16 protein-coding genes and 1 rRNA gene are annotated in these 20,826 nt (G+C 71.0%); 9 read left to right on the top strand and 8 right to left on the bottom strand.

What is annotated here, in order from left to right; translation table 11 throughout:
• Positions 1–93, top strand: a 5S ribosomal RNA gene (rrf, locus tag ACGFYN_RS15115); the annotation flags it as partial.
• Positions 94–205: 112 nt separating this feature from the next.
• On the opposite strand, the gene ACGFYN_RS15110 is transcribed toward rrf, so the two are convergent.
• From ACGFYN_RS15110 to ACGFYN_RS15090, 5 genes are read right to left on the bottom strand one after another with little or no spacing between them, the layout of a single operon-like run.
• A complete protein-coding gene (locus tag ACGFYN_RS15110) occupies positions 206–1,516 on the bottom strand; it encodes a DUF58 domain-containing protein (RefSeq protein ID WP_393866253.1) in 1,311 nt (436 codons plus the stop codon).
• Positions 1,516–2,505, bottom strand: coding sequence for an AAA family ATPase (locus tag ACGFYN_RS15105; protein WP_393866252.1), 990 nt, complete (start codon positions 2,503–2,505; stop codon positions 1,516–1,518). Before ACGFYN_RS15105 ends, ACGFYN_RS15110 begins: the two co-directional genes overlap by 1 nt.
• Entirely contained in the window at positions 2,505–3,698 is a 1,194-nt protein-coding gene (locus tag ACGFYN_RS15100) for a DUF4350 domain-containing protein (protein ID WP_393866251.1), read from the bottom strand. The genes ACGFYN_RS15105 and ACGFYN_RS15100 overlap by 1 nt, the downstream gene beginning before the upstream one ends.
• Entirely contained in the window at positions 3,695–4,480 is a 786-nt protein-coding gene (locus ACGFYN_RS15095) for a DUF4129 domain-containing protein (RefSeq protein WP_393866250.1), read from the bottom strand. The genes ACGFYN_RS15100 and ACGFYN_RS15095 overlap by 4 nt, the downstream gene beginning before the upstream one ends.
• A gap of 4 nt (positions 4,481–4,484) precedes the next feature.
• Entirely contained in the window at positions 4,485–5,810 is a 1,326-nt protein-coding gene (locus tag ACGFYN_RS15090) for a hypothetical protein (protein ID WP_393866249.1), read from the bottom strand.
• Between the two features lie 140 nt (positions 5,811–5,950).
• On the opposite strand from ACGFYN_RS15090, the gene mtnA reads away from it, so the two are divergent.
• The 7 genes from mtnA (at position 5,951) to ACGFYN_RS15055 (ending at position 14,895) form a co-directional block, all read left to right on the top strand.
• Positions 5,951–7,099 carry an S-methyl-5-thioribose-1-phosphate isomerase gene (mtnA, locus tag ACGFYN_RS15085; RefSeq protein ID WP_393866248.1) on the top strand — a complete coding sequence of 383 codons (1,149 nt, stop codon included), beginning with the start codon at positions 5,951–5,953 and terminating at the stop codon, positions 7,097–7,099.
• Between the two features lie 241 nt (positions 7,100–7,340).
• Positions 7,341–8,030: a two-component system response regulator MtrA gene (gene mtrA, locus ACGFYN_RS15080; protein WP_187284748.1), complete on the top strand. Its 690-nt coding sequence runs from the start codon at positions 7,341–7,343 to the stop codon at positions 8,028–8,030.
• Between the two features lies 1 nt (position 8,031).
• Positions 8,032–10,092, top strand: a complete 2,061-nt coding sequence (gene mtrB / locus ACGFYN_RS15075) for an MtrAB system histidine kinase MtrB (protein ID WP_393866247.1) — start codon at positions 8,032–8,034, stop codon at positions 10,090–10,092.
• Positions 10,082–11,914, top strand: a complete 1,833-nt coding sequence (locus tag ACGFYN_RS15070; protein ID WP_393866246.1) for an LpqB family beta-propeller domain-containing protein — start codon at positions 10,082–10,084, stop codon at positions 11,912–11,914. The genes mtrB and ACGFYN_RS15070 overlap by 11 nt, the downstream gene beginning before the upstream one ends.
• Before the next feature lie 124 nt (positions 11,915–12,038).
• Complete coding sequence (locus ACGFYN_RS15065; protein WP_393866245.1) at positions 12,039–12,941, top strand: ComF family protein; 903 nt, start codon at positions 12,039–12,041, stop codon at positions 12,939–12,941.
• A 310-nt stretch (positions 12,942–13,251) separates the two neighbouring features.
• Positions 13,252–13,944 (top strand): ribosome hibernation-promoting factor, HPF/YfiA family, encoded by a 693-nt coding sequence (hpf, locus tag ACGFYN_RS15060; RefSeq protein ID WP_393866244.1) that lies wholly within the window; start codon positions 13,252–13,254, stop codon positions 13,942–13,944.
• Positions 13,945–14,148: 204 nt separating this feature from the next.
• Positions 14,149–14,895 (top strand): response regulator, encoded by a 747-nt coding sequence (locus ACGFYN_RS15055; protein WP_393866243.1) that lies wholly within the window; start codon positions 14,149–14,151, stop codon positions 14,893–14,895.
• Between the two features lie 3 nt (positions 14,896–14,898).
• On the opposite strand, the gene ACGFYN_RS15050 is transcribed toward ACGFYN_RS15055, so the two are convergent.
• On the bottom strand, positions 14,899–16,083 hold the full coding sequence (locus tag ACGFYN_RS15050; RefSeq protein ID WP_393866242.1) for a winged helix-turn-helix domain-containing protein: 1,185 nt from the start codon (positions 16,081–16,083) through the stop codon (positions 14,899–14,901).
• Between the two features lie 92 nt (positions 16,084–16,175).
• Positions 16,176–16,751 carry a GNAT family N-acetyltransferase gene (locus ACGFYN_RS15045; RefSeq protein WP_393866241.1) on the bottom strand — a complete coding sequence of 192 codons (576 nt, stop codon included), beginning with the start codon at positions 16,749–16,751 and terminating at the stop codon, positions 16,176–16,178.
• A 282-nt stretch (positions 16,752–17,033) separates the two neighbouring features.
• Between ACGFYN_RS15045 and secA the strand changes: the two genes are divergently transcribed.
• The gene (secA, locus tag ACGFYN_RS15040; protein ID WP_393866240.1) at positions 17,034–19,847 is read left to right on the top strand and encodes a preprotein translocase subunit SecA; all 2,814 of its coding nucleotides are present in this window, start codon (positions 17,034–17,036) and stop codon (positions 19,845–19,847) included.
• A gap of 130 nt (positions 19,848–19,977) precedes the next feature.
• Here secA and ACGFYN_RS15035 read toward each other — a convergent pair whose 3' ends face one another.
• Complete coding sequence (locus ACGFYN_RS15035; RefSeq protein ID WP_393866239.1) at positions 19,978–20,580, bottom strand: Rv3235 family protein; 603 nt, start codon at positions 20,578–20,580, stop codon at positions 19,978–19,980.
• Between the last annotated feature and the right edge of the window lie 246 nt (positions 20,581–20,826).

Raw genomic sequence — 20,826 nt, 5'->3', positions numbered from 1 at the left:
ACGCCCGGTTACATTTCGAACCCGGAAGCTAAGCCTTACAGCGCCGATGGTACTGCAGGGGGGACCCTGTGGGAGAGTAGGACGCCGCCGAACAAATTTTGAGAAAACCCCCGGCCGGGGATACCGGCCGGGGGTTTTCTGCGTTTCGGGGTCAGTTGTTTTTGGGGCTCTTCAGAAAGAGCCCCCTTGTCGTTCAGGCGTTGTCCTACAGACGACCAGCCGTCTTCAGTGCCAGATATGCATCCGCCAGTGCCGGCGCCAGTTCATCCGGTGTCTCGTCGACGACCGTGACTCCGTGGCGGCGGAGTTGTTCCGCGGTGCGGTGGCGTTCGCTCTGGGCCTGGGCCGCGGCTGCGGCGTCGTAGACGGATTCGGTGTTGCCGCGGGACCTGGCCATCTGGGCGATGTGTGGGTCGGCGACCGAGGCGATCAGGACCGTGTGGCGCTGGGTGAGTTGGGAGAGGACGGGGAGCAGGCCTTCTTCCACCGGGGCGGTGTCGAGGCTTGTGAGCAGCACGATGAGCGAGCGGCGGGGAGCCGTGCGGAGTGCGGTTGCCGTCAGGCCTCGGGCGTCCAGTTCGACCAGTTCGGGTTCGAGTGTGGCCATCGCGTTGACCAAGGACGGGAGGACGTCGCGGGCTGTGCGGCCCTGCACGTGGGCCCGTACGCGGCGGTCGTAGGCGAGCAGGTCCACCCGGTCGCCGGCGCGGGAAGCGAGGGCTGCCAGGAGCAGGGCCGCGTCCATGGAGGCGTCGAGGCGTGGGGCGTCGCCCACGCGGCCCGCGGACGTACGGCCGGTGTCCAGGGCCAGGAGGATGTGGCGGTCGCGTTCGGGACGCCATGTGCGTACGGCCACCGTGGTCTGGCGGGCCGTTGCGCGCCAGTCGATGGAGCGGGTGTCGTCGCCGGGGACGTACTCGCGCAGGCTGTCGAATTCTGTCCCCTCGCCGCGCGTGAGCACGCTGGTGCGGCCGTCCAGTTCGCGGAGGCGGGCGAGCTTGGAGGGGAGGTGTTTGCGGCTGGTGAAGGGCGGCAGCACCCGTACGGTCCAGGGGACTTTGTGGGTGCCTTGGCGTGCGAACAGACCGAGGGGGCCGTAGGAGCGGATCGTCACCCTGTCCGCCTGGCGGTCGCCGCGGCGGGTCGGGCGCAGGCGGGTGGTGAGGCGCCGGCGTTCGCCTGCGGGAACCGTGAGGCGGTGGCGGGACGCTGCGACCTCTGTGCCGGGCTCCCAGCTGCTCGGTGGCCAGGCGTCGCGCAGGCGGGCCCGTAGGAGGCGACGCGATGGGTTGGTCACGGTGAGGGTGACGTCCGCGGCCTCGCCCAGGCGTACGGAGGAGTCGCCGGAGCGGGTCAGGCCGAGGCGTCGTACCGGAGCTGCCAGGGCGAAGTCGCAGGCGCAGGCCGCCGCGATGGGGGCGTTCACGGCCAGGAGGCCCGTCCAGCTGGGGTCCCAGATGCCGACGGGGAGGGAGCCGAGGGCCGCGAGGAGCGCGGCGCGTCCGGTGATGGCCATCAGCGGGGGACGGGGACGTGAGCGAGGATCGCGTTGATGACGGAATCTGCCGTGACGCCTTCCATTTCCGCCTCGGGGCGCAGCTGCACGCGGTGGCGGAGGGTCGGGAGGGCGAGTGCCTTGACGTCATCGGGAATGACGTAGTCGCGGCCGGTGAGCCATGCCCACGCGCGCGCGGTGGCGAGGAGGGCGGTCGCGCCACGCGGGGAGACGCCCAGGGTGAGCGAGGGGGACTCGCGGGTGGCTCGGCAGACGTCCACCACGTAGGCGGTGATCTCCGGGGAGATCGCCGTCTTGGCGACGGCTGCGCGGGCGGCCTCCAGGTCGGCCTGGCCGGCCACGGGGCGTAGGCCGGCGGCGCGCAGGTCGCGCGGATTGAAGCCCTCGGCGTGGCGGGTGAGGACGTCGATCTCGTCCTGGCGGGAGGGCAGAGGGATCGTCAGCTTGAGGAGGAACCGGTCCAGTTGGGCCTCGGGGAGGGGATACGTGCCCTCGTACTCGACCGGGTTCTGGGTCGCGGCGACCAGGAACGGGTCGGGGAGCGGGCGCGGGGTGCCGTCGACCGTGACCTGGCGCTCCTCCATGGCCTCCAGCAGGGACGACTGGGTCTTCGGGGGCGTGCGGTTGATCTCGTCGGCGAGGAGGAGATTGGTGAAGACCGGGCCGGGCTGGAAGGAGAACTCGGCGGTGCGGGTGTCGTAGACCAGCGAGCCCGTGACGTCGCTCGGCATCAGGTCCGGGGTGAACTGCACGCGCTTCGTGTCGAGTTCGAGTGCGGATGCCAGGGCGCGGACGAGCAGGGTCTTGGCGACTCCGGGGACGCCTTCGAGGAGTACGTGTCCACGGCAGAGGAGCGCGACGACGAGGCCGGTCACGGCGGGGTCCTGGCCGACCACGGCTTTGGCGATCTCGGCGCGCAGGGCTTCCAGGGAGGCTCGGGCCCGGCCCGGGTCCCCGCTGTACCCGGCGTTGTCAGTGGTCGGGTCCATCATGGACGGCGTACCTCTCTTTCGAGGGCGTCGAGTTGGTCGGCGAGTGCGATCAGGGCCGTGTCGTCGCTGGGCGGCGGGCCGAAGAGGAGAGAGTGCAGGGACTGTCCGTCGCCGTGGAGATGGGCGGACAGGGCGGGGAGCAGGGCCTCGGGCGCGTGCGCCTGGGCGACGGGGACGCCGACGAGGGGGGCGAGGCGGATGCGCGTGGAGGAGCGAAGAGCGGCGGCCGCGCGGTCGCGGGCGTTCGCCTTGCGGTAGAGGCGGGCACGGCCTTCGACGGTTTCGGAGGCGCGGATCGCCACGGGGAGTTTTTCCGGCACGAGGGGGCCTAGCCGGCGTGCCCGCCAGAGGGCGGCGAGGGCTGCCGCGACGAAGAGCTGCAGCGTGCCCCAGATCCAGCCTGAGGGCAGCAGGTCGAGGAAGCCCTTCTTCTCGCCCGTGTCGGCCGAGGTGTCGGACAGCGAGGGGAGGTACCAGACCAAATGGGGGCGGGAGCCGAGGAGTTGGAGGGCGAGCGAGGCGTTGCCCTGCTTGTCGAGGCGGTCGTTGAGGAGGATGTCGGGCGCGCCGATGACGACGGTGTCGCCGTTCCCGGAGGCCGCAGGGAGGCGCAGGAGGGTGGCCAGGCGCTCGCTCGGGTAGCACTCGTCGGCGTCGAGGCGGGTGGTGGTGTAGCGGATGCCGCCCGTGTCCGCGGTGCCCGCGCGGCGGGCGGCGGGCAGCAGGCACTCGGGGGCGAGCGTCGAATCGAAGCTGGTGGCGGGGTCCGCGGTGACCCCGGGGACGAGCTTTTCGACGGACGCGCCGCCCGGAGCGACGAGGACGGTGCGGCCGCCGGAGCCCGCGATCGCGGAGTGCAGCCGGCTCTGCTGGGACTTCGTCAAAAGGTCGGGTACGGCGACCAGGAGAGTGGTGTCCGGGCCGGCCGCGGCGCGCGCGCCGTCCAGGGTGCTCACCACGCGCGTGGACACCCCGCGGTCGGCGAGGAGTTCGGCGACGGCGCGGCTGCCGTAGGGGCCGACGGAGCGCGGGTCGAGTTCGCCGTGCTTGGTGTCGGAGCGGATCACGGCGATCGCGGCGGCCGCGGCCAACAGGAGCACGAGGGCGAACGCGATGCCGCGCGTACGGGTCCACACCTGGCGTGCGGTGGGCGAGGCCGAGGTGGACGGGAGCGTGACCTCGGTGGTCATCCGGCGGCTCCCTGGCGGGCGCTGTCGGCCGTGCTGGAGCTGCTGCTCGCGAGCTGGGGCTTGCTGCGCTCGAGGTCGCGGTCGAGTTCGGCCATGCGGTCGTACGACTGCTCGGTCGCCCTTCGGCCGCCGTACGTCACGTCGTCGAAGTCCCTGGCTGCGGCGCGTAGTCGGTCGGTGTGGGCGGGCAGGGAGCGGCCCGCTTCCGCGGCTGCCTCGTCCGCGGTGCGGCCGGGGCGGACGTCGAGGAGTGCGCGCTCCTCCAGGGAGCGCACGATGGCGCGCATGCGTTCCTGGACGGCCTGGTTCCAGTGGCCCTGGGCGGCGTGCGCCTCGGCGGCGGCGCGGTGTTCGGCGGCGCTGCGGGGGCGGTCGTCGAACAGGGCGGCGGACGAGGCGGGTTCGCGCCGTGGCGTGCCCAGGCGCCACCACAGGGCGCCCAGGACCGCGACGACGGCCACGATGATGACGACCAGGCCGAGCGTGCCCCCGGGCGTCGCGGTCGCGGCCGAGCCGAAGAGCTTGCCGACCCACTCCCAGAAGGCGTTCAGGGCGCGCTGGAAGAGGCTGGGGTCGTTCTCGTGGTACATGCGCTTGGACAGCTCGCGACGGGCCGCCTCACGCGCGGGGTCCCGCGGAATCGTCACCGGCGGTTCGTCGCCGGAGCCGGACCGCGACAGAACCGATGAGTTGCCGGCCCTCAGCAGGATCCGTACGGCCGATCCTGCGGCGTGTGGCAGGGCCGTGGGCACCGCCGTGAGAACTCCCCCCGTCAGGCTCACTGCATCAGCCTCCCGAGCCGGCGCCGGCGCCGTAGCCCGTGACGCCGGCGGCGCGGGCCAGTTCGAGGTCGAGGGCCTCGCGGCGGATGCGCTGGTCGATGTAGAGGAGCACGGTGACACCGGCGTTGATCGGGTACGTGATCATGGAACCGATCACCGAGCCGATCCCGCTGACGATGAGGAACGTCCAGCCGAGGTCGCCGGTCCCGGAGTTGAGGAGGCCGGAGATGCCGTCGCCGCTGAACGCCGCGGCGATGAAGGTGAAGGGGATGACGACGATCGCCGAGATGATGTTGGCGATGATTCCGGCGAGCAGCAGGATGCCGAAGACCCGCCACCAGGAGCCGCGGACGAGTTTCGCGGAGCGGCTCATCGACTTCACCACGCCGCGCTTCTCCAGCATCAGCGCGGGCGAGGCGAGGGAGAAGCGGATCATCAGCCACAGGGCGACGATGCCGCCGCCGAGGCCGCCCAGCGCGGCGAGCGCGAAACCGGCCGCGGAGTTCGCGAAGACGGCCACGAGGATGCCCGGCAGCATGCCGCCGAAGACGATCGCGGCGGCGATGACGAGCAGCAGCAGGATCAGGCCGAGCAGCTTGAGCACCTGGGGCCGGGCGTCGCGCCAGGCCTCGCCGGTGGTCACGGGCCGGCCGAGGACGGCACGGCTGGTGACGGTGGTGAGCAGGGCGGTCGCGGCGACCGTGGCGATCAGGGAGACCAGGAAGATGACACTGGAGCTGAGCATGGCCTCGCCCAGGGCACGCGTCAGTTCCTTCGCGCTGGCGCTCGGGTCGTCGAGGGCCGCGGTGCTGGTGTCGTTGAGGACGAGTCCCTGGAGCAGGATGACGATGACCTCGGCGACCACGGCAACGGTCAGGGAGATGCCCAGGACCGTGCGCCAGTAGGTGCGCATGGTGGAGACCGCACCGTCGAGGATCTCGCCCACGCCGAGCGGGCGGAGCGGGATGACGCCCGGCTTCGCCGCGGGCGGGGGCCCGCCCCAGCCGCCGCCCCACCCGGGGTGGCCGGGAGTGCCGTTGCTGTAGGGGCCGTAGCCCTGGGGAGGCTGGGTGCCCCAGCCGGGGCCGGGCGGTGGTGGCGGGGGACCGGGCCGGGCGGAGCTGCCGGGTCCGGCGGGCGCGGACCACTGGCCTGCCGGCGGCTGCTCCTTGGACCACTGCGAGCCGTGGCCCTGTGTGCCGGCGCCGTCCTGCGGCTCGGGACCGGGCTGGTCCGCGGGCTCCGCGGGACCCGGACGGCCGGCAGGGCCGGACTCCTGCCCGTCGGAGGGGGCGGATCCGGGCGAGGCCCAGCCCGGAGTGTCTTTCATCGTCGCTCCTTCACGGTGCCCGTCCGCGGTCGCGGCTGCAGGTTGGCAGCCATCGTGCCATGGGGTGGTCGCCCGGGTACCGGCCGCGGTATGGGCTGGACACCTTCAATTGTCCGCGGCAGAAGGGGCAGACTGACCGCATGGCTGATCAGTACGCGCATTCCGGCGAAGACAGCAGGCCGACCGAGATCCCGGCGATCCGGTGGGAGGAACCACCCGAGGGCCCGGTACTGGTCCTGCTCGACCAGACGAGGCTGCCCGCGGAAGAGGTCGAGCTGGTGTGCACGGACGCGTCCGCGCTGGTGGAGGCGATCCGTTCGCTCGCCGTGCGCGGGGCGCCGCTGCTCGGGATCGCGGGGGCGTACGGCGTCGCGCTCGCCGCCGCGCGCGGATTCGACGTGGACGAGGCCGCGACGGTGCTCGCAGGTGCCCGGCCCACCGCGGTGAACCTCGCCGGCGGTGTGCGCCGGGCGCAGTCGGCGCACCGCGCCGAGTTCGCCAAGAGCGGCGACGCCACGGCGGCGGCGACCGCCGCGCTCGCCGCGGCGCAGCGGCTGCACCGGGAGGATGCGGAGGCCAGCACACGTATGGCCGGGCGCGGGCTGGCGCTGCTGGACGAGCTGCTGCCGGCGGGCGGGCACCGGGTCCTGACGCACTGCAACACCGGGTCGCTGGTGTCGGGCGGGGAGGGGACGGCGTTCGCGGTGGCGCTCGCGGCGCACCGGGCCGGGAGGCTGCGGCGGCTGTGGGTGGACGAGACGCGGCCGCTGCTGCAGGGCGCCCGGTTGACCGCGTACGAGGCGGCGCGCAGGGGCATGGCGTACACGTTGCTCACGGACAACGCTGCGGGCTCCCTGTTCGCGGCCGGTGAGGTGGATGCCGTGCTGATCGGGGCGGACCGGATCGCGGCCGACGGGTCGGTGGCGAACAAGGTGGGGAGCTATCCGCTCGCGGTGCTGGCGCGGTACCACCATGTGCCGTTCATCGTGGTGGCGCCGGTGACGACGGTGGACCCGGACACCCCGGACGGGGCGTCCATCGAGGTCGAGCAGCGGCCCGGTCATGAGGTCACCGAGGTCGTGGCGCCTCAGGTGCCGGTGCCCGGAGCGGAGGCGGGAGCCGGGATCCCGGTGGCGCCCCTGGGCACGCAGGCGTACAACCCGGCGTTCGACGTGACGCCGCCCGAGCTGGTGACCGCGATCGTCACGGAGGAGGGCACTGTCTCGCCGGTGACCGCCGAGGCGCTGGCCGAGCTCTGTGCCAGGTCGCGCCGGCTTTCGATCGGCTGAGCGGACCCGCCGCCGATCCGGTGCCGGCCGGCCACGCGGGCGCCGGCGCAACCCGTCGGGCCGGTCCTGGGGTCGTCCTTCGGTCCGTCCTTGTGGTCAGGGTGCGCCTACGCTGGGTGATTGACGGCCGTTGATGACCTCGGCGTCGACGGACGAGGCAGACAGCGACGGTGGAGTACGACTATCGTCACGGGCCAGTGACCCTGCTCACCAGCGCCTCTGCCACTGTTACGAGAATGGGATGATGTCGTTTATGAAGGGACGAGTCCTTGTCGTCGACGACGACACGGCACTGGCCGAGATGCTCGGCATTGTGCTGCGTGGTGAAGGTTTCGAGCCGTCTTTCGTAGCCGACGGCGACAAGGCGCTGGCCGCCTTCCGTGAGAGCAAGCCCGATCTCGTGCTGCTCGACCTGATGCTGCCCGGGCGGGACGGTATCGAGGTCTGCCGCCTGATCAGGGCGGAGTCCGGCGTACCGATCGTGATGCTCACCGCCAAGAGCGACACCGTCGACGTGGTGGTCGGGCTGGAGTCGGGCGCCGACGACTACATCGTCAAGCCGTTCAAGCCGAAGGAGCTCGTCGCCCGGATCAGGGCGCGGCTGCGGAGGTCGGAGGAGCCGGCGCCTGAGCAGCTCGCCATAGGCGACCTCGTCATCGACGTGGCCGGTCACTCCGTGAAGCGGGACGGGCAGTCGATCGCGCTGACGCCGCTGGAGTTCGACCTGCTGGTGGCGCTGGCGCGCAAGCCGTGGCAGGTGTTCACGCGTGAGGTGCTGCTCGAGCAGGTGTGGGGTTACCGCCACGCCGCGGACACCCGCCTGGTCAACGTGCATGTGCAGCGGCTGCGCTCCAAGGTGGAGAAGGACCCCGAGCGGCCGGAGATCGTGGTGACCGTCCGAGGCGTCGGTTACAAGGCAGGGCCGAGCTGACATGTCCGGTCACAGTGCCGCTTCGGCGCCCGGGCCGGGCGAGGCCCGCGCGGAGCGGCCTGTCGACCGGACGACGGCGGGCTCCCGCTGGGAGCGCCTGCTGGAGGGCGGTCTGCTGCAGGGCGGTGTCCAGGGCAGCCCCATCCTGCGTCTGTTCATGCGCTGGGTGCGCCGGCCGCTGCTGCCCGTCATGCGGCTGTGGCGCCGCAACATCCAGCTCAAGGTCGTCGTCACGACGCTGCTGATGTCGCTCGGCGTCGTCCTGCTGCTGGGCTTCGTCGTGATCGGGCAGGTGCGCAACGGCCTGCTGGACGCAAAGGTGAAGGCCTCGCAGAGCCAGGCCACCGGCGGCTTCGCGGTGGCCAAGCAGAGGGCCGACGAGGCCGCGGCCGGGACCACCGACGGCGGTACCACGGCGGACGGCCGCCCCTCGCAGAACGTCATCCAGTGGATGAGCGACCTGGTCTCCTCGCTCTCCAGCGGCGGTCAGGGAGCCTTCGACGTCGTCACCCTGCCCGCCGGGGACAACGGCGGCGGCGGGCGCGGCCCGCGCGCCTCCGGCGACGTCGACCCCTCCGCCAGCGTCCCCGAGGACCTGCGGACGCGGATCAGCGACGGCGCGGGGGCCGCCCAGAGCTACACCAGCATCATCTACAGCAACGACAAGGAGTCCCAGCCGGCCCTGGTCATCGGCAAGCAGGTCAACGACCCGAACGGCGACCCGTACCAGCTGTACTACCTCTTCCCGCTCACGCAGGAGGAGAAGTCGCTGAGCCTGGTCAAGGGCACTCTGGCGACCGCCGGGCTCTTCGTCGTCGTCCTGCTCGGGGCCATCGCCTGGCTGGTGGTGCGCCAGGTCGTGACGCCGGTGCGGATGGCGGCCGGGATCGCCGAACGGCTGTCCGCCGGGCGTCTTCAGGAACGTATGAAGGTCACCGGCGAGGACGACATCGCGCGGCTCGGCGAGGCCTTCAACAAGATGGCGCAGAACCTGCAGCTGAAGATCCAGCAGCTGGAGGACCTGTCGCGGATGCAGCGGCGGTTCGTGTCGGACGTGTCGCACGAGTTGCGGACGCCGCTGACGACCGTACGGATGGCCGCTGACGTCATCCACGAGGCGCGGGAGGACTTCGACCCGGTCACCGCGCGGTCGGCGGAGCTGCTGGCCGACCAGCTGGACCGGTTCGAGTCGCTGCTCGCGGACCTGCTGGAGATCAGCCGGTTCGACGCGGGGGCCGCGGCGCTGGAGGCGGAGCCGATAGACCTCAGGGAGGTCGTGCGGCGGGTCGTCAGCGGGGCGGAGCCGCTCGCGGAGCGCAAGGGCACGCACGTACGCGTGACGGGCGACCAGCAGCCCGTCGTCGCGGAGGCGGACGCCCGGCGCGTGGAGCGGGTGCTGCGCAACCTCGTCGTCAACGCCGTGGAGCACGGCGAGGGCAAGGACGTCGTGGTCAAGCTGGCCGCGGCCGGCGGGGCGGTCGCCGTCGCGGTGCGCGACTACGGCGTCGGCCTCAAGCCCGGTGAGGCCACGCGCGTGTTCAGCCGTTTCTGGCGGGCCGACCCGGCACGCGCGCGTACCACCGGCGGTACGGGCCTCGGTCTGTCCATCGCCCTGGAGGACGCACGACTGCACGGCGGCTGGCTGCAGGCGTGGGGCGAGCCGGGCGGTGGCTCGCAGTTCCGGCTGACGCTGCCGCGGACCGCGGACGAGCCGCTGCGGGGCTCGCCGATACCGCTGGAGCCCAAGGACTCGCGGCGCAATCGCGGACTCAACGACGCTGGGCTGCCGCGCGGCGGCGGTGACAAGGCCGCCACCGTGCCCGCACAGCACGCCGGGGATCAGATGAATCCGATAACCCCGCGGCTGAACGGCACGGCGCCCACCGCCGACCCGACGGCGCTGCCGGGCAACGGCGCGCGCGTGGTGCCCCGGCCCGCCTCGGGAACGCGGCGGCAGGACGAGACGTCCAGTGAGGACGGGGCGCCGAGCGAGGCCCCGGGCCGCCCGGACACCGGGCCGGAGGACTCGAAGAAGCAGGGGGAGGCATTTCGTGGGCGCTGACCGCGACGGGGGTGGCCGGCGCAGACCGGCTCGTGCGGCGGCGTACGGCGTCTGCGGCGTCGTATTGCTGGCGGGGTGCGCCTCGATGCCCGACAACGGAGACGTGAGCGGTGTCGACTCCACTCCGCGCCAGGACACCCAGGTACGGGTCTTCGCCATGCCGCCCCAGGACAACGCCCAGCCCTCGGACATCGTCGCGGGTTTCCTCGAGGCGCTGACCAGCGACGACCCGAGCTATTCGACGGCGCGCCAGTATCTGACCAAGGCGGCCTCGCAGGCGTGGAAGCCGGGGCTGTCCAGTACGGTCCTCGCCAACGGCCCGGGCATCGACCCCAACCGCCTCGGCGGCCGGGAGGGCAGTGACGACCTCTCGTTCGCGCTGACCGGCGCGAAGGTCGCCAGGGTGGACGCGCAGCAGGCGTACACGCCCGCGCGCGGGTCGTACAACGAGCCGGTGCACCTCTCGCGTGACAAGAAGACCAAGCAGTGGCGCATCGACACGCTTCCCCAGGGCGTCGTCATGGGCAAGTCGGACTTCCAGCGCAACTACATGGCCGTCAACAAGTACTACTTCGCCTCGGACACCGCGGTCGGGACGGCGTCGCGGCCCGCGGCCGTCGCGGACCCCGTGTACGTGCGCCGGCGCGTGGATCCCATGACGCAGATGGTCCGCTCGCTGCTGAACGGGCCCACCCACTGGCTCGACCCCGTGGTGCGGACGAGTTTCCCCACCGGCACCGAGTTGCAGAAGGGCGTCACCACGCTGACGCCCGACGACCAGAACAAGCTGACCGTGCCGCTGAACGCGAACGCCGCCCGGGTCGGTGCGCGCAAGTGCAACGAGATGGCGGCCCAGCTCCTGTTCACGCTCCAGACCCTCACCCCGGCGGTGGACGAGATCGAGCTGCGGTCGGGCAGGACGCAGCTGTGCTCGCTCGCGGAGGAGAGGGCCGACGACGTCGCCTCGCGCGGCTCGGCGGAGCACCCCGCCTACGTGTACTTCATCGACGGCAAGAGCCGGCTCGTACGGCTGGCGCCGGGTGTCAACAGCACCAAGGCCGACCCGGTGCCCGGGGCCCTGGGCGAGGGCGGCAGGCAGCTGCGGTCGGCGGCCGTCTCGCGCCACGAGGACACGGCGGCCGGGGTGAGCGTCGACGGCAAGAACCTGTACGTCGCCTCGCTCGCGTCCGGCAGTGCGCTCGAGGGCCCCGTGCTGGTCAGCCACGGCAAGGCGGAGAAGGACCGGCTGACGGCACCCAGCTGGGACGCGAACGGCGACCTGTGGGTGGCCGACCGTGACCCCGACAAGCCCCGGCTGCTCCTGCTGGACCAGGGCAAGGGCGAACCGCTCGAGGTGAAGATCCCGGATCTGGACGGCCAGATCCAGGATGTCCGGGTGGCCGCAGACGGCGTGCGGATCGCGCTCGTGGTCGCCAAGGGCGACAAGACGTCGCTGCTCATCGGGCGGATCGAGCGACGGCAGGATTCCGAGGAGGCCCGGCCGACCGTCTCGGTGCTCGAACTGCGCTCGGCATCGCCGGAGTTGGAGGAGGTCACGACCATGTCGTGGGCTGGGGACAGCCGGCTCGTCGTGGCCGGTCGCGAACAGGGCGGACTGCAGACCATGCGTTACGTCCAGGTGGACGGCTCCACGCCCGAGGGTCTGGCGCCGGCGGCTCTCAGCGGGATCAAGGAGATCACCGCGACCGAGTCCGACAGCCTGCCCATGGTGGCGTACTCGGAGGACGGGATCGTACGGCTGCCGACCGGGGAGCAGTGGCAGAAGGTCACGGACGGGTTGGCGCCGGTCTATCCCGGATGAGATCCGTGCGGGGTACGCCTGTGCGGGGGCCGTCGTAAGCCCGGTTTGCGCCTGGGACGAGTTGTCCACAGGGAGTTTTCCACAGGGGTGGCCGGGTGACTCGGGCATTGGCACAGTGGTGGGCATGCGGGGGTGGTGGCAGGACCTCACCGACCTGGTGCTGCCGGCCGAGTGCGGAGGCTGCGGGATGCCTCGCACGGTGCTCTGCCCGGAGTGCCGTGCCGCCCTGAGTGGGGCCGCACCGGGCCGGGTGCGACCGGTGCCGGAGCCTCCCGGGCTGCCCGTGGTGCACGCGGCCGCCCGGTACGCCGACGAGGTCCGGGCCGTGCTCCTGGCCCACAAGGAGCGCGGCGCGCTGGCCTTGGCAGCACCGCTCGGCACGGCCCTGGCAGGGGCTGTGCGGTCCGGGCTCGGTCAGATGCCGGGTGCGGTGGCCGTGGGCGGCATGCCCGTGCTGCTCGTTCCTGTTCCGTCCTCGCGCGGGGCGGTGCGCGCACGGGGACACGATCCAGCGCGGCGGATCGCGCTCGCTGCGGCAGGTGAGCTGCGGCGGGCCGGGACCGCGGCCCGGGTGCTCGCCGTGCTGAGGCAGCGGCGTGTGGTGGCCGACCAGTCGGGTCTCAACTCCCGCCGGCGGCTGGAGAACCTGGCTGGCGCGCTGGTTGTGGCGCCCGGCGGCGAGCGGCTGCTTCGCGCCGGTCCGGTCGTGCTCGTCGACGACCTGATGACAACAGGCGCGTCCTTGACGGAGGCGGCCCGTGCCCTGCGGGCGGCGGCAGTAACGGAGGAACGGCTGATTCCGTACGGAGATTCAACTGGGGCCGTGTACACGGGAGCTGCGCGGGAAGTCATGGGGGAACGGAGGGTTGGATCAAGAGAAGCAAGAGAAGCAAGAGAAGCAGGAGAAGAGCGAACCGGCCGAGGGCACTCAGTGCCGCCCATAGCAGGCGAGCGCGTCGTGGGTGACGTCGTCTGCGCAGCTGTGGTCGCAGCCCCGCCGGATTCCTTCGAAATAAACCGGAACTGACTGCGAAGTTGCATCGTTGCAGGTAATGAGAGGGTCAATTCACCTGAACGGAGGTACGCCGCGGTAGAGGGTGACGACATCCGTCCGGGCGAGATATGTTCGGTTGTGAGAGAAAGGCGCAGGCCGTCCTTCGCATACCCGAATGCCGGACTGCGGGTTTTCACAATCACCCGCAGCGGTGGAGTGGAGATCTTGTCCGCGGGGGAGGAGGTGGAAGTCACCGAGTCCGAGGGTCCGGAGTTGCCGGAGCCTGGTGCAAAAGGGAGATGCTCCGCCGCCGAAGCGGAGTGATCCGGGAACGGAGTTCTGCGTGGACATCGTCGTCAAGGGCCGCAAGACCGAGGTGCCCGAGCGGTTCCGCAAGCACGTGGCCGAGAAGCTGAACCTGGAGAAGATCCAGAAGCTCGATGGCAAGGTGATCAGCCTCGACGTCGAGGTGTCCAAGGAGCCCAACCCCCGACAGGCCGACCGTTGTGACCGAGTGGAGATCACGCTCCGCTCCCGCGGTCCGGTGATCCGGGCGGAGGCAGCGGCCAGCGATCCGTACGCCGCACTCGACATGGCGGCGGAGAAGCTGGGCGCCCGGCTGCGCAAGCAGCACGACAAGCGGTTCTCCCGCCGCGGCGCGCGCAGGATCTCGGCGGCCGAGGTCCCCGACCACGTCCCCGGCGCGGCGACCCTCAACGGCAACGGCGAAGCGGTCCGGGACGACGAGCCGGACGGCGTGCCCACCAAGAAGATCGGCTCTCTCGAGGTCAAGGGTGAAGGCCCCCTCATCGTCCGCGAGAAGACCCACGTAGCAGCCCCGATGACACTCGACCAGGCCCTCTACGAGATGGAACTGGTCGGCCACGACTTCTATCTGTTCGTCGACTCCGAGACCAAGGAACCCAGTGTCGTCTACCGGCGGCACGCCTATGACTACGGGGTCATCCACCTCAGCACCGACCCGATGGTCGCCCAGGCGCAGGCTCCCGCGCCGGGCGGCACGCTGGGTGGCTGACGCGCGCGGCTGACGGCTCAGTCGGTGCCCCTGGAGCGCCTGTGCGCCCCCAGGGGCACCGACGTGCGACCACTTCGCGACCCGTTCTGTCACCGCGTTGTCGCCTGGGCATGGAATCATGGCCGCAACGGCCCAACCGGTGGGCCGTTGCCTTGGGTTGGCATTGGCACAGCACCACAGGCCACAGCCTCAGGGGGAGGAACGATGGCGGACAGCTTCGGACCGATGCATGACGAGGGTGCCGACGACGGCGTCGTCGGCATGGGCCCGGAAGCGGGCTCTCCACGCAAGGAGCCCATCAGAGTCCTGGTCGTGGACGACCACGCCCTCTTCCGCCGGGGTCTGGAGATCGTGCTCGCGGCCGAGGAGGACATCCAGGTCGTGGGGGAGGCCGGGGACGGCGCGGAGGCCGTGGACAAGGCCGCCGACCTGCTGCCCGACATCGTCCTGATGGACGTGCGGATGCCCAAGCGCGGCGGGATCGAGGCCTGCACCTCCATCAAGGAGGTCGCCCCCAGCGCCAAGATCATCATGCTGACGATCAGCGATGAGGAAGCCGACCTCTACGAGGCGATCAAGGCGGGCGCGACCGGATATCTGCTCAAGGAGATCTCCACGGACGAGGTGGCCACCGCGATTCGCGCGGTGGCCGACGGGCAGTCGCAGATCAGCCCGTCCATGGCGTCGAAGCTGCTCACCGAGTTCAAGTCGATGATCCAGCGGACCGACGAGCGCCGGCTGGTCCCCGCCCCCCGGCTGACCGACCGCGAGCTGGAGGTCCTCAAGCTCGTCGCGACGGGCATGAACAACCGGGACATCGCCAAGGAGTTGTACATCTCCGAGAACACCGTGAAGAACCACGTGCGCAACATCCTGGAGAAGCTGCAGCTGCACTCCAGGATGGAAGCGGTGGTCTACGCGATGCGGGAGAAGATCCTCGAGATCCGGTGAGGCTCAGCCCAGCGCGCGGGTGAGTTCCTCGGCCAGGGGCGCGCGCAGTGCGGGTGCCTCCATCCGCTCCACGCGTACGTCCGTGCAGTCCACCCAGGTCGCCGCCTCCACCAGGGCCTGGGCCACGGCGGGCACCGCCTTGGGGCCGTCCAGCGTGACCTGCCTGGCCACCAGTGTGGCGCCCTCGCGGCCCGGGTCGACGCGGCCGACGAGCCGGCCGCCGGCGAGGACCGGCATCGCGAAGTAGCCGTACACCCGCTTCGGCTTGGGGACGTAGGCCTCCAGGCGGTGGGTGAAGCCGAAGATCCGCTCCGTGCGCGCTCTTTCCCAGATCAGGGAGTCGAACGGCGACAGGAGCGTGGTGCGGTGGCGGCCGCGCGGCGGGGTCTCCAGGGCCGCCGGATCGGCCCAGGCCGGCTTGCCCCAGCCCTCGACCGTCACCGGGACCAGGCCGGAGTCGGCGATGACCGCTTCCACCTGCTCGCCCTTGAGGCGGTGGTAGTCGGCGATGTCCGCGCGGGTGCCGACGCCCAGGGACTGGCCCGCGAGACGGACCAGACGGCGCAGGCACTCCGTGTCGTCCAGGTCGTCGTGCAGCAACTCCTGTGGGATCGCGCGCTCGGCGAGGTCGTAGACCCGCTTCCAGCCCCTGCGCTCCACGCACACGACCTCGCCGTACATCAGCGCGCGCTCGACGGCGACCTTGGCGCCGGACCAGTCCCACCACTCGCTGGTGCGCTTCGCGCCGCCCAACTCCGTGGCGGTGAGGGGGCCCTCGGCGCGGAGCTGCTTGACGACCTGGTCGTAGGCGCCGTCCGGGAGCTCGTGGTTCCAGTGCGGGCGGCCGCGGTAGGCGCGGCGGCGGAAGGCGAAGTGGGGCCACTCCTCGACGGGGAGGATGCACGCGGCGTGCGACCAGTACTCGAAGGCGTGCGGGCGGGCGGACGGGGCCTTCCAGTAGGCGCTCTCCACGGTCCTGCGGCCCACCGCGCCGAGCCGGGCGTACGGGATGAGCTCGTGCGAGCGCGCCAGGACCGAGATCGTGTCCAGCTGGACCGCGCCGAGATGGCGGAGGACGCCGCGCACTCCGGCCCGGCGGTCGGGGCTGCCGAGGAGGCCCTGGGCGCGGAGCGCGATACGTCGGGCGTCGTCCGCCGAGAGGTCGGTGATGGGGCGCGGGGTCGTCATGGTCCGCACGATAGAAGGCGGGACTGACAATCGCCGACGACCTGCGGATACGTAAGCGGACGGCAGGTGTTGAGGCAGGGCCGGAGGTACGGCTAGGCGCCCGGCGCCGGCAGATAGGGCGCCGTCGAGGGCAGGCCCAGGTCCGAGGGGAGCAGCGAGCCCACCCAGCAGTCGCGGCGTACGCCGCGGTGGACGATCGCGGAGCGCAGGACGCCCTCGATGACGAAACCGGCGCGTTCCGCGACCGCGCGCGAGGCCCTGTTGCCCACTTCCGCACGCCACTCCACGCGGTCGACCGACAGCTCGGTGAAGGCCCAGCGGGACGCGGCGACGGCCGCCTCCGTGACGTAGCCCTTGCCGCGATGCGCCTTGGTGCCCCAGAAACCGATCTCGGTCAGGCTCAGGGAGTGCATGGTCAGGCCGAGCATGCCCACAAGTTCCTCCCCTTCGGGGAGGAAGAGGCCGAAGGTGAGCATCGAACTGCTCGCCCAGCCCTCGGGGACGAGCTCGTGCGTGAAGGCCCGTGCGTGCTCCGGGAGATAGGGCGAGGGGATCGTGGTCCAGCGCAGGATGTCGGGGTCCTGGGCGGCGGCGTGCACGGCGTCGGTGTGCTCGGGTCCGACCGTGCGCAGAAGAAGTCGGGCGGTCGTGAGCGTCACGGGTTCCATCGGCCGATTCTGCTTGGACGGTCGATGAAGACGCCATGTTTTTGGCCGTGCGTGAGCGGGTGATCACAATTCGCGCAATTCGGCGGTGGGGTGCGGCACCATCCGCCGGGCCCGTCCGTTGTCCCTTTTGAAGAAGATTTTGAAGCGGTGCGAGGAGCCTCCTGCGGTCGTCGTCCCGGCAGGCTCCCGGCTTGGTGGGGTCCTCGCATACGATGGCCGTTGCTCAGTACGTCCAATGGAAACCGACCGTCCCAGGCCCGACCGGCAAGGAGACCAACCCCCGTGTCCGTCCTTTCGAAGATCATGCGTGCAGGCGAAGGCAAGATCCTGCGCAAGCTGCACCGCATCGCGGACCAGGTCAACTCCATCGAAGAGGATTTCGTCGCCCTCTCCGACGCCGAGCTGCGGGCCCTCACCGATGAGTACAAGCAGCGTTACGCGGACGGCGAGAGCCTGGACGACCTGCTGCCCGAGGCGTTCGCCACTGTGCGCGAGGCCGCCAAGCGCGTCCTCGGCCAGCGCCATTACGACGTGCAGATGATGGGCGGCGCCGCCCTCCACCTCGGCTATGTCGCCGAGATGAAGACCGGTGAGGGCAAGACCCTGGTCGGCACCCTGCCGGCGTACCTGAACGCGCTGTCGGGAGACGGCGTCCACATCGTCACGGTCAACGACTACCTGGCCGAGCGCGACTCCGAGATGATGGGCCGCGTCCACAAGTTCCTGGGTCTCGAAGTCGGCTGCATCCTCGCCAACATGACGCCGGCCCAGCGCCGTGAGCAGTACGGCATGGACATCACGTACGGCACGAACAACGAGTTCGGCTTCGACTACCTCCGCGACAACATGGCGTGGTCCCAGGACGAACTCGTCCAGCGCGGGCACAACTTCGCCATCGTCGACGAGGTCGACTCCATCCTCGTCGACGAGGCCCGTACGCCGCTGATCATCTCCGGCCCCGCCGACCAGGCCACCAAGTGGTACGGCGACTTCGCCAAGCTGGTCCTGCGCCTGAAGAAGGGCGAGGCGGGCAACCAGCTGAAGGGCGAGGAGGAGACCGGCGACTACGACGTCGACGAGAAGAAGCGCACGGTCGCCATCCACGAGCCCGGCGTCAGCAAGGTCGAGGACTGGCTGGGCATCGACAACCTCTACGAGTCGGTGAACACGCCTCTGGTGGGCTACCTGAACAACGCCATCAAGGCCAAGGAGCTCTTCAAGAAGGACAAGGACTACGTCGTCATCGACGGCGAGGTCATGATCGTCGACGAGCACACCGGCCGTATCCTCGCCGGCCGCCGCTACAACGAGGGCATGCACCAGGCGATCGAGGCGAAGGAAGGGGTGGACATCAAGGACGAGAACCAGACCCTCGCGACGATCACCCTGCAGAACTTCTTCCGCCTCTACGGCAAGCTCTCCGGCATGACCGGTACGGCGATGACCGAGGCCGCCGAGTTCCACCAGATCTACAAGCTCGGCGTGGTCCCGATCCCGACCAACAAGCCGATGGTCCGCATGGACCAGTCGGACCTGATCTACCGCACCGAGGTCGCGAAGTTCGAGGCGGTCGTCGACGACATCGCCGAGAAGCACGAGAAGGGCCAACCGATCCTCGTCGGTACGACGTCGGTCGAGAAGTCCGAATACCTCTCGCAGCAGCTCTCCAAGCGCGGCATCCAGCACGAGGTGCTGAACGCGAAGCAGCACGACCGCGAGGCGACGATCGTCGCCCAGGCCGGCCGCAAGGGCGCCGTCACCGTGGCCACCAACATGGCCGGCCGTGGTACGGACATCAAGCTCGGCGGCAACCCGGACGACCTCGCCGAGGCGGAGCTGCGCCAGCGCGGCCTCGACCCCGAGGAGCACATCGAGGAGTGGGCCCAGTTCCTGCCCGGCGCCCTGGAGCGTGCGGAGAAGGCCGTGAAGGCCGAGTTCGAGGAGGTCAAGGACCTCGGCGGGCTCTACGTCCTCGGCACCGAGCGGCACGAGTCGCGGCGTATCGACAACCAGCTGCGCGGTCGTTCCGGCCGTCAGGGCGACCCCGGCGAGTCCCGCTTCTACCTCTCGCTCGGCGACGACCTGATGCGGCTCTTCAAGGCCCAGATGGTCGAGCGCGTGATGTCGATGGCGAACGTCCCGGACGACGTGCCGATCGAGAACAAGATGGTCACGCGCGCGATCGCGTCCGCCCAGTCGCAGGTCGAGCAGCAGAACTTCGAGACCCGTAAGAACGTCCTGAAGTACGACGAGGTCCTCAACCGCCAGCGCGAGGTCATCTACGGCGAGCGCCGCCGCGTCCTGGAGGGCGAGGACCTGCAGGAGCAGGTCGTCCACTTCATGGACGACACGATCGACGCGTACATCTCCGCCGAGACCGCCGAGGGCTTCGCCGAGGACTGGGACCTGGAGCGCCTGTGGGGCGCCTTCCGGCAGCTCTACCCGGTGAAGGTGACCGTCGAGGAGCTCGAGGAGGCGGCCGGAGACCGGGCCGGTCTGACCGCCGAGTACATCTCCGAGTCCATCAAGGACGACATCCACGAGCAGTACGAGGGCCGTGAGACGCAGCTCGGCTCCGAGATCATGCGTGAGCTGGAGCGTCGGGTCGTGCTGTCGGTCCTCGACCGCAAGTGGCGCGAGCACCTCTACGAGATGGACTACCTCCAGGAGGGCATCGGCCTGCGCGCGATGGCGCAGAAGGACCCCCTGGTCGAGTACCAGCGCGAGGGCTTCGACATGTTCACCGCCATGATGGAGGGCATCAAGGAGGAGTCCGTCGGCTACCTGTTCAACCTGGAGGTCCAGGTCGAGCAGCAGGTCGAGGAGGTCGAGGTCGAGGACACCGCGCCGGTCGACATGGAAAAGCAGGACGCGGTGCCGGCGCAGGCGGGTGCCCGCCCGGAGATCCGTGCCAAGGGCCTGGACGCCCCGCAGCGTCGTAACCTCCACTTCTCCGCGCCCACCGTGGACGGCGAGGGCGGCACCATCGAGGGCGACTTCGTCGGCGACGAGGAGCCGGTGCGCTCCGAGGCCGACGGCCTCACGCGCGCGGAGCGCCGCAAGCAGTCGCGGGGCGGGCGTCGCCGCAAGAAGTAGTCGACGAAGGCCGACGCGGGAAGCGGGCGGCGCAGGAAGTCGGCCGCCGTAGGAACGAGCAGCGGTGCCTGTGGCGCCGTGGCGGCTTGAAGGGCCGGGACCCCTCGGGGGGATCCGGCCCTTCGGCGTGCTAGGCGTCGTCGGCGGGGCGCGGGGGCCGGGGGCCGCCGAGCTCCACCGCCGTGCAGCGCCAGCGGAGGTCCCGGCCGCGTTCCAGACGGAAGGCCATGGCCCGCAGCTGGTCGCCCGCGCCGATGCGGGCGAAGGCCTCGACGGCGCCGGGGCGGGCCTCGTAGTACCCGATGTCGCGGACGACCGGGCGGGCGCCGCGGGCGCGCAGAGGGCTGCGTTCGGCGAGCCAGGCCAGCTCGTCGTAGGCGCGGCCCGCGGTGTGCCCGAGCATCGCGTGTACCGGGCGCAGACCGCTCAGCACGGCGACCAGGAGCTCGGCGAAGAGATCCGTGGGGCGGGGCTGGGACGCGGGCGCGGTGAGCGGGGATGGCGTCGTCCTGGCCGGCGCGGCGGGGACCGCAGGCGGGCGGTTGTCGGCGGGTCCGGTGCCGGGGGAGAGGGCGCCGGTCCGGGCGCGCGGCGGGCGGCCGCCGCCCGATGCGGTGCGGGTCCGGGTGCCGCCCGGGATGCGGGGCGGGGCGCCGCCGGGGCGGCGCGAGTCGCGGCGGCCGGGCGGGCGGGACCCCGGCTGGTGCTGTGTCCTGGTCATGACCTTGTGCATGTGCGTCCCCGTTCCGTGGGCCCGATGGATACCGGGCGGTAACTTGCTGTCGGGGATCTTGTACGGGGCGCAGGACGGCGGCGGCAAGGACCCGTGCACCCGGGTCGGGGCGGCCGAAATGTTCACCTATCAGGGTGACGGAGGGGGTGTCCGAGCCCATGATCACGGGGGTGTGCCGGGTGAGTCGCGGGCCGGAAGTGGACGCTTGAGAGCAGGTGGGCGGGGACTCGAAAGGGGACACCCGCA

It is taken from the genome of Streptomyces sp. NPDC048419 (assembly GCF_043200415.1).
Taxonomy (GTDB): Bacteria; Actinomycetota; Actinomycetes; order Streptomycetales; family Streptomycetaceae; genus Streptomyces.
This window is presented reverse-complemented; position numbering and strand designations above follow the sequence as displayed.

Bases quoted from the DNA above. Each gene is read 5' to 3' on its own strand.
- ACGFYN_RS15110 (WP_393866253.1), bottom strand. From the start codon at position 1,516: ATGGCCATCACCGGACGCGCCGCGCTCCTCGCGGCCCTCGGCTCCCTC.
- ACGFYN_RS15105 (WP_393866252.1), bottom strand. From the start codon at position 2,505: ATGGACCCGACCACTGACAACGCCGGGTACAGCGGGGACCCGGGCCGG.
- ACGFYN_RS15100 (WP_393866251.1), bottom strand. From the start codon at position 3,698: ATGACCACCGAGGTCACGCTCCCGTCCACCTCGGCCTCGCCCACCGCA.
- ACGFYN_RS15090 (WP_393866249.1), bottom strand. From the start codon at position 5,810: ATGAAAGACACTCCGGGCTGGGCCTCGCCCGGATCCGCCCCCTCCGAC.
- mtnA (WP_393866248.1), top strand. From the start codon at position 5,951: ATGGCTGATCAGTACGCGCATTCCGGCGAAGACAGCAGGCCGACCGAG.
- mtrA (WP_187284748.1), top strand. From the start codon at position 7,341: ATGATGTCGTTTATGAAGGGACGAGTCCTTGTCGTCGACGACGACACG.
- mtrB (WP_393866247.1), top strand. From the start codon at position 8,032: ATGTCCGGTCACAGTGCCGCTTCGGCGCCCGGGCCGGGCGAGGCCCGC.
- ACGFYN_RS15065 (WP_393866245.1), top strand. From the start codon at position 12,039: ATGCGGGGGTGGTGGCAGGACCTCACCGACCTGGTGCTGCCGGCCGAG.
- ACGFYN_RS15055 (WP_393866243.1), top strand. From the start codon at position 14,149: ATGGCGGACAGCTTCGGACCGATGCATGACGAGGGTGCCGACGACGGC.
- ACGFYN_RS15050 (WP_393866242.1), bottom strand. From the start codon at position 16,083: ATGACGACCCCGCGCCCCATCACCGACCTCTCGGCGGACGACGCCCGA.
- ACGFYN_RS15045 (WP_393866241.1), bottom strand. From the start codon at position 16,751: ATGGAACCCGTGACGCTCACGACCGCCCGACTTCTTCTGCGCACGGTC.
- ACGFYN_RS15035 (WP_393866239.1), bottom strand. From the start codon at position 20,580: ATGCACAAGGTCATGACCAGGACACAGCACCAGCCGGGGTCCCGCCCG.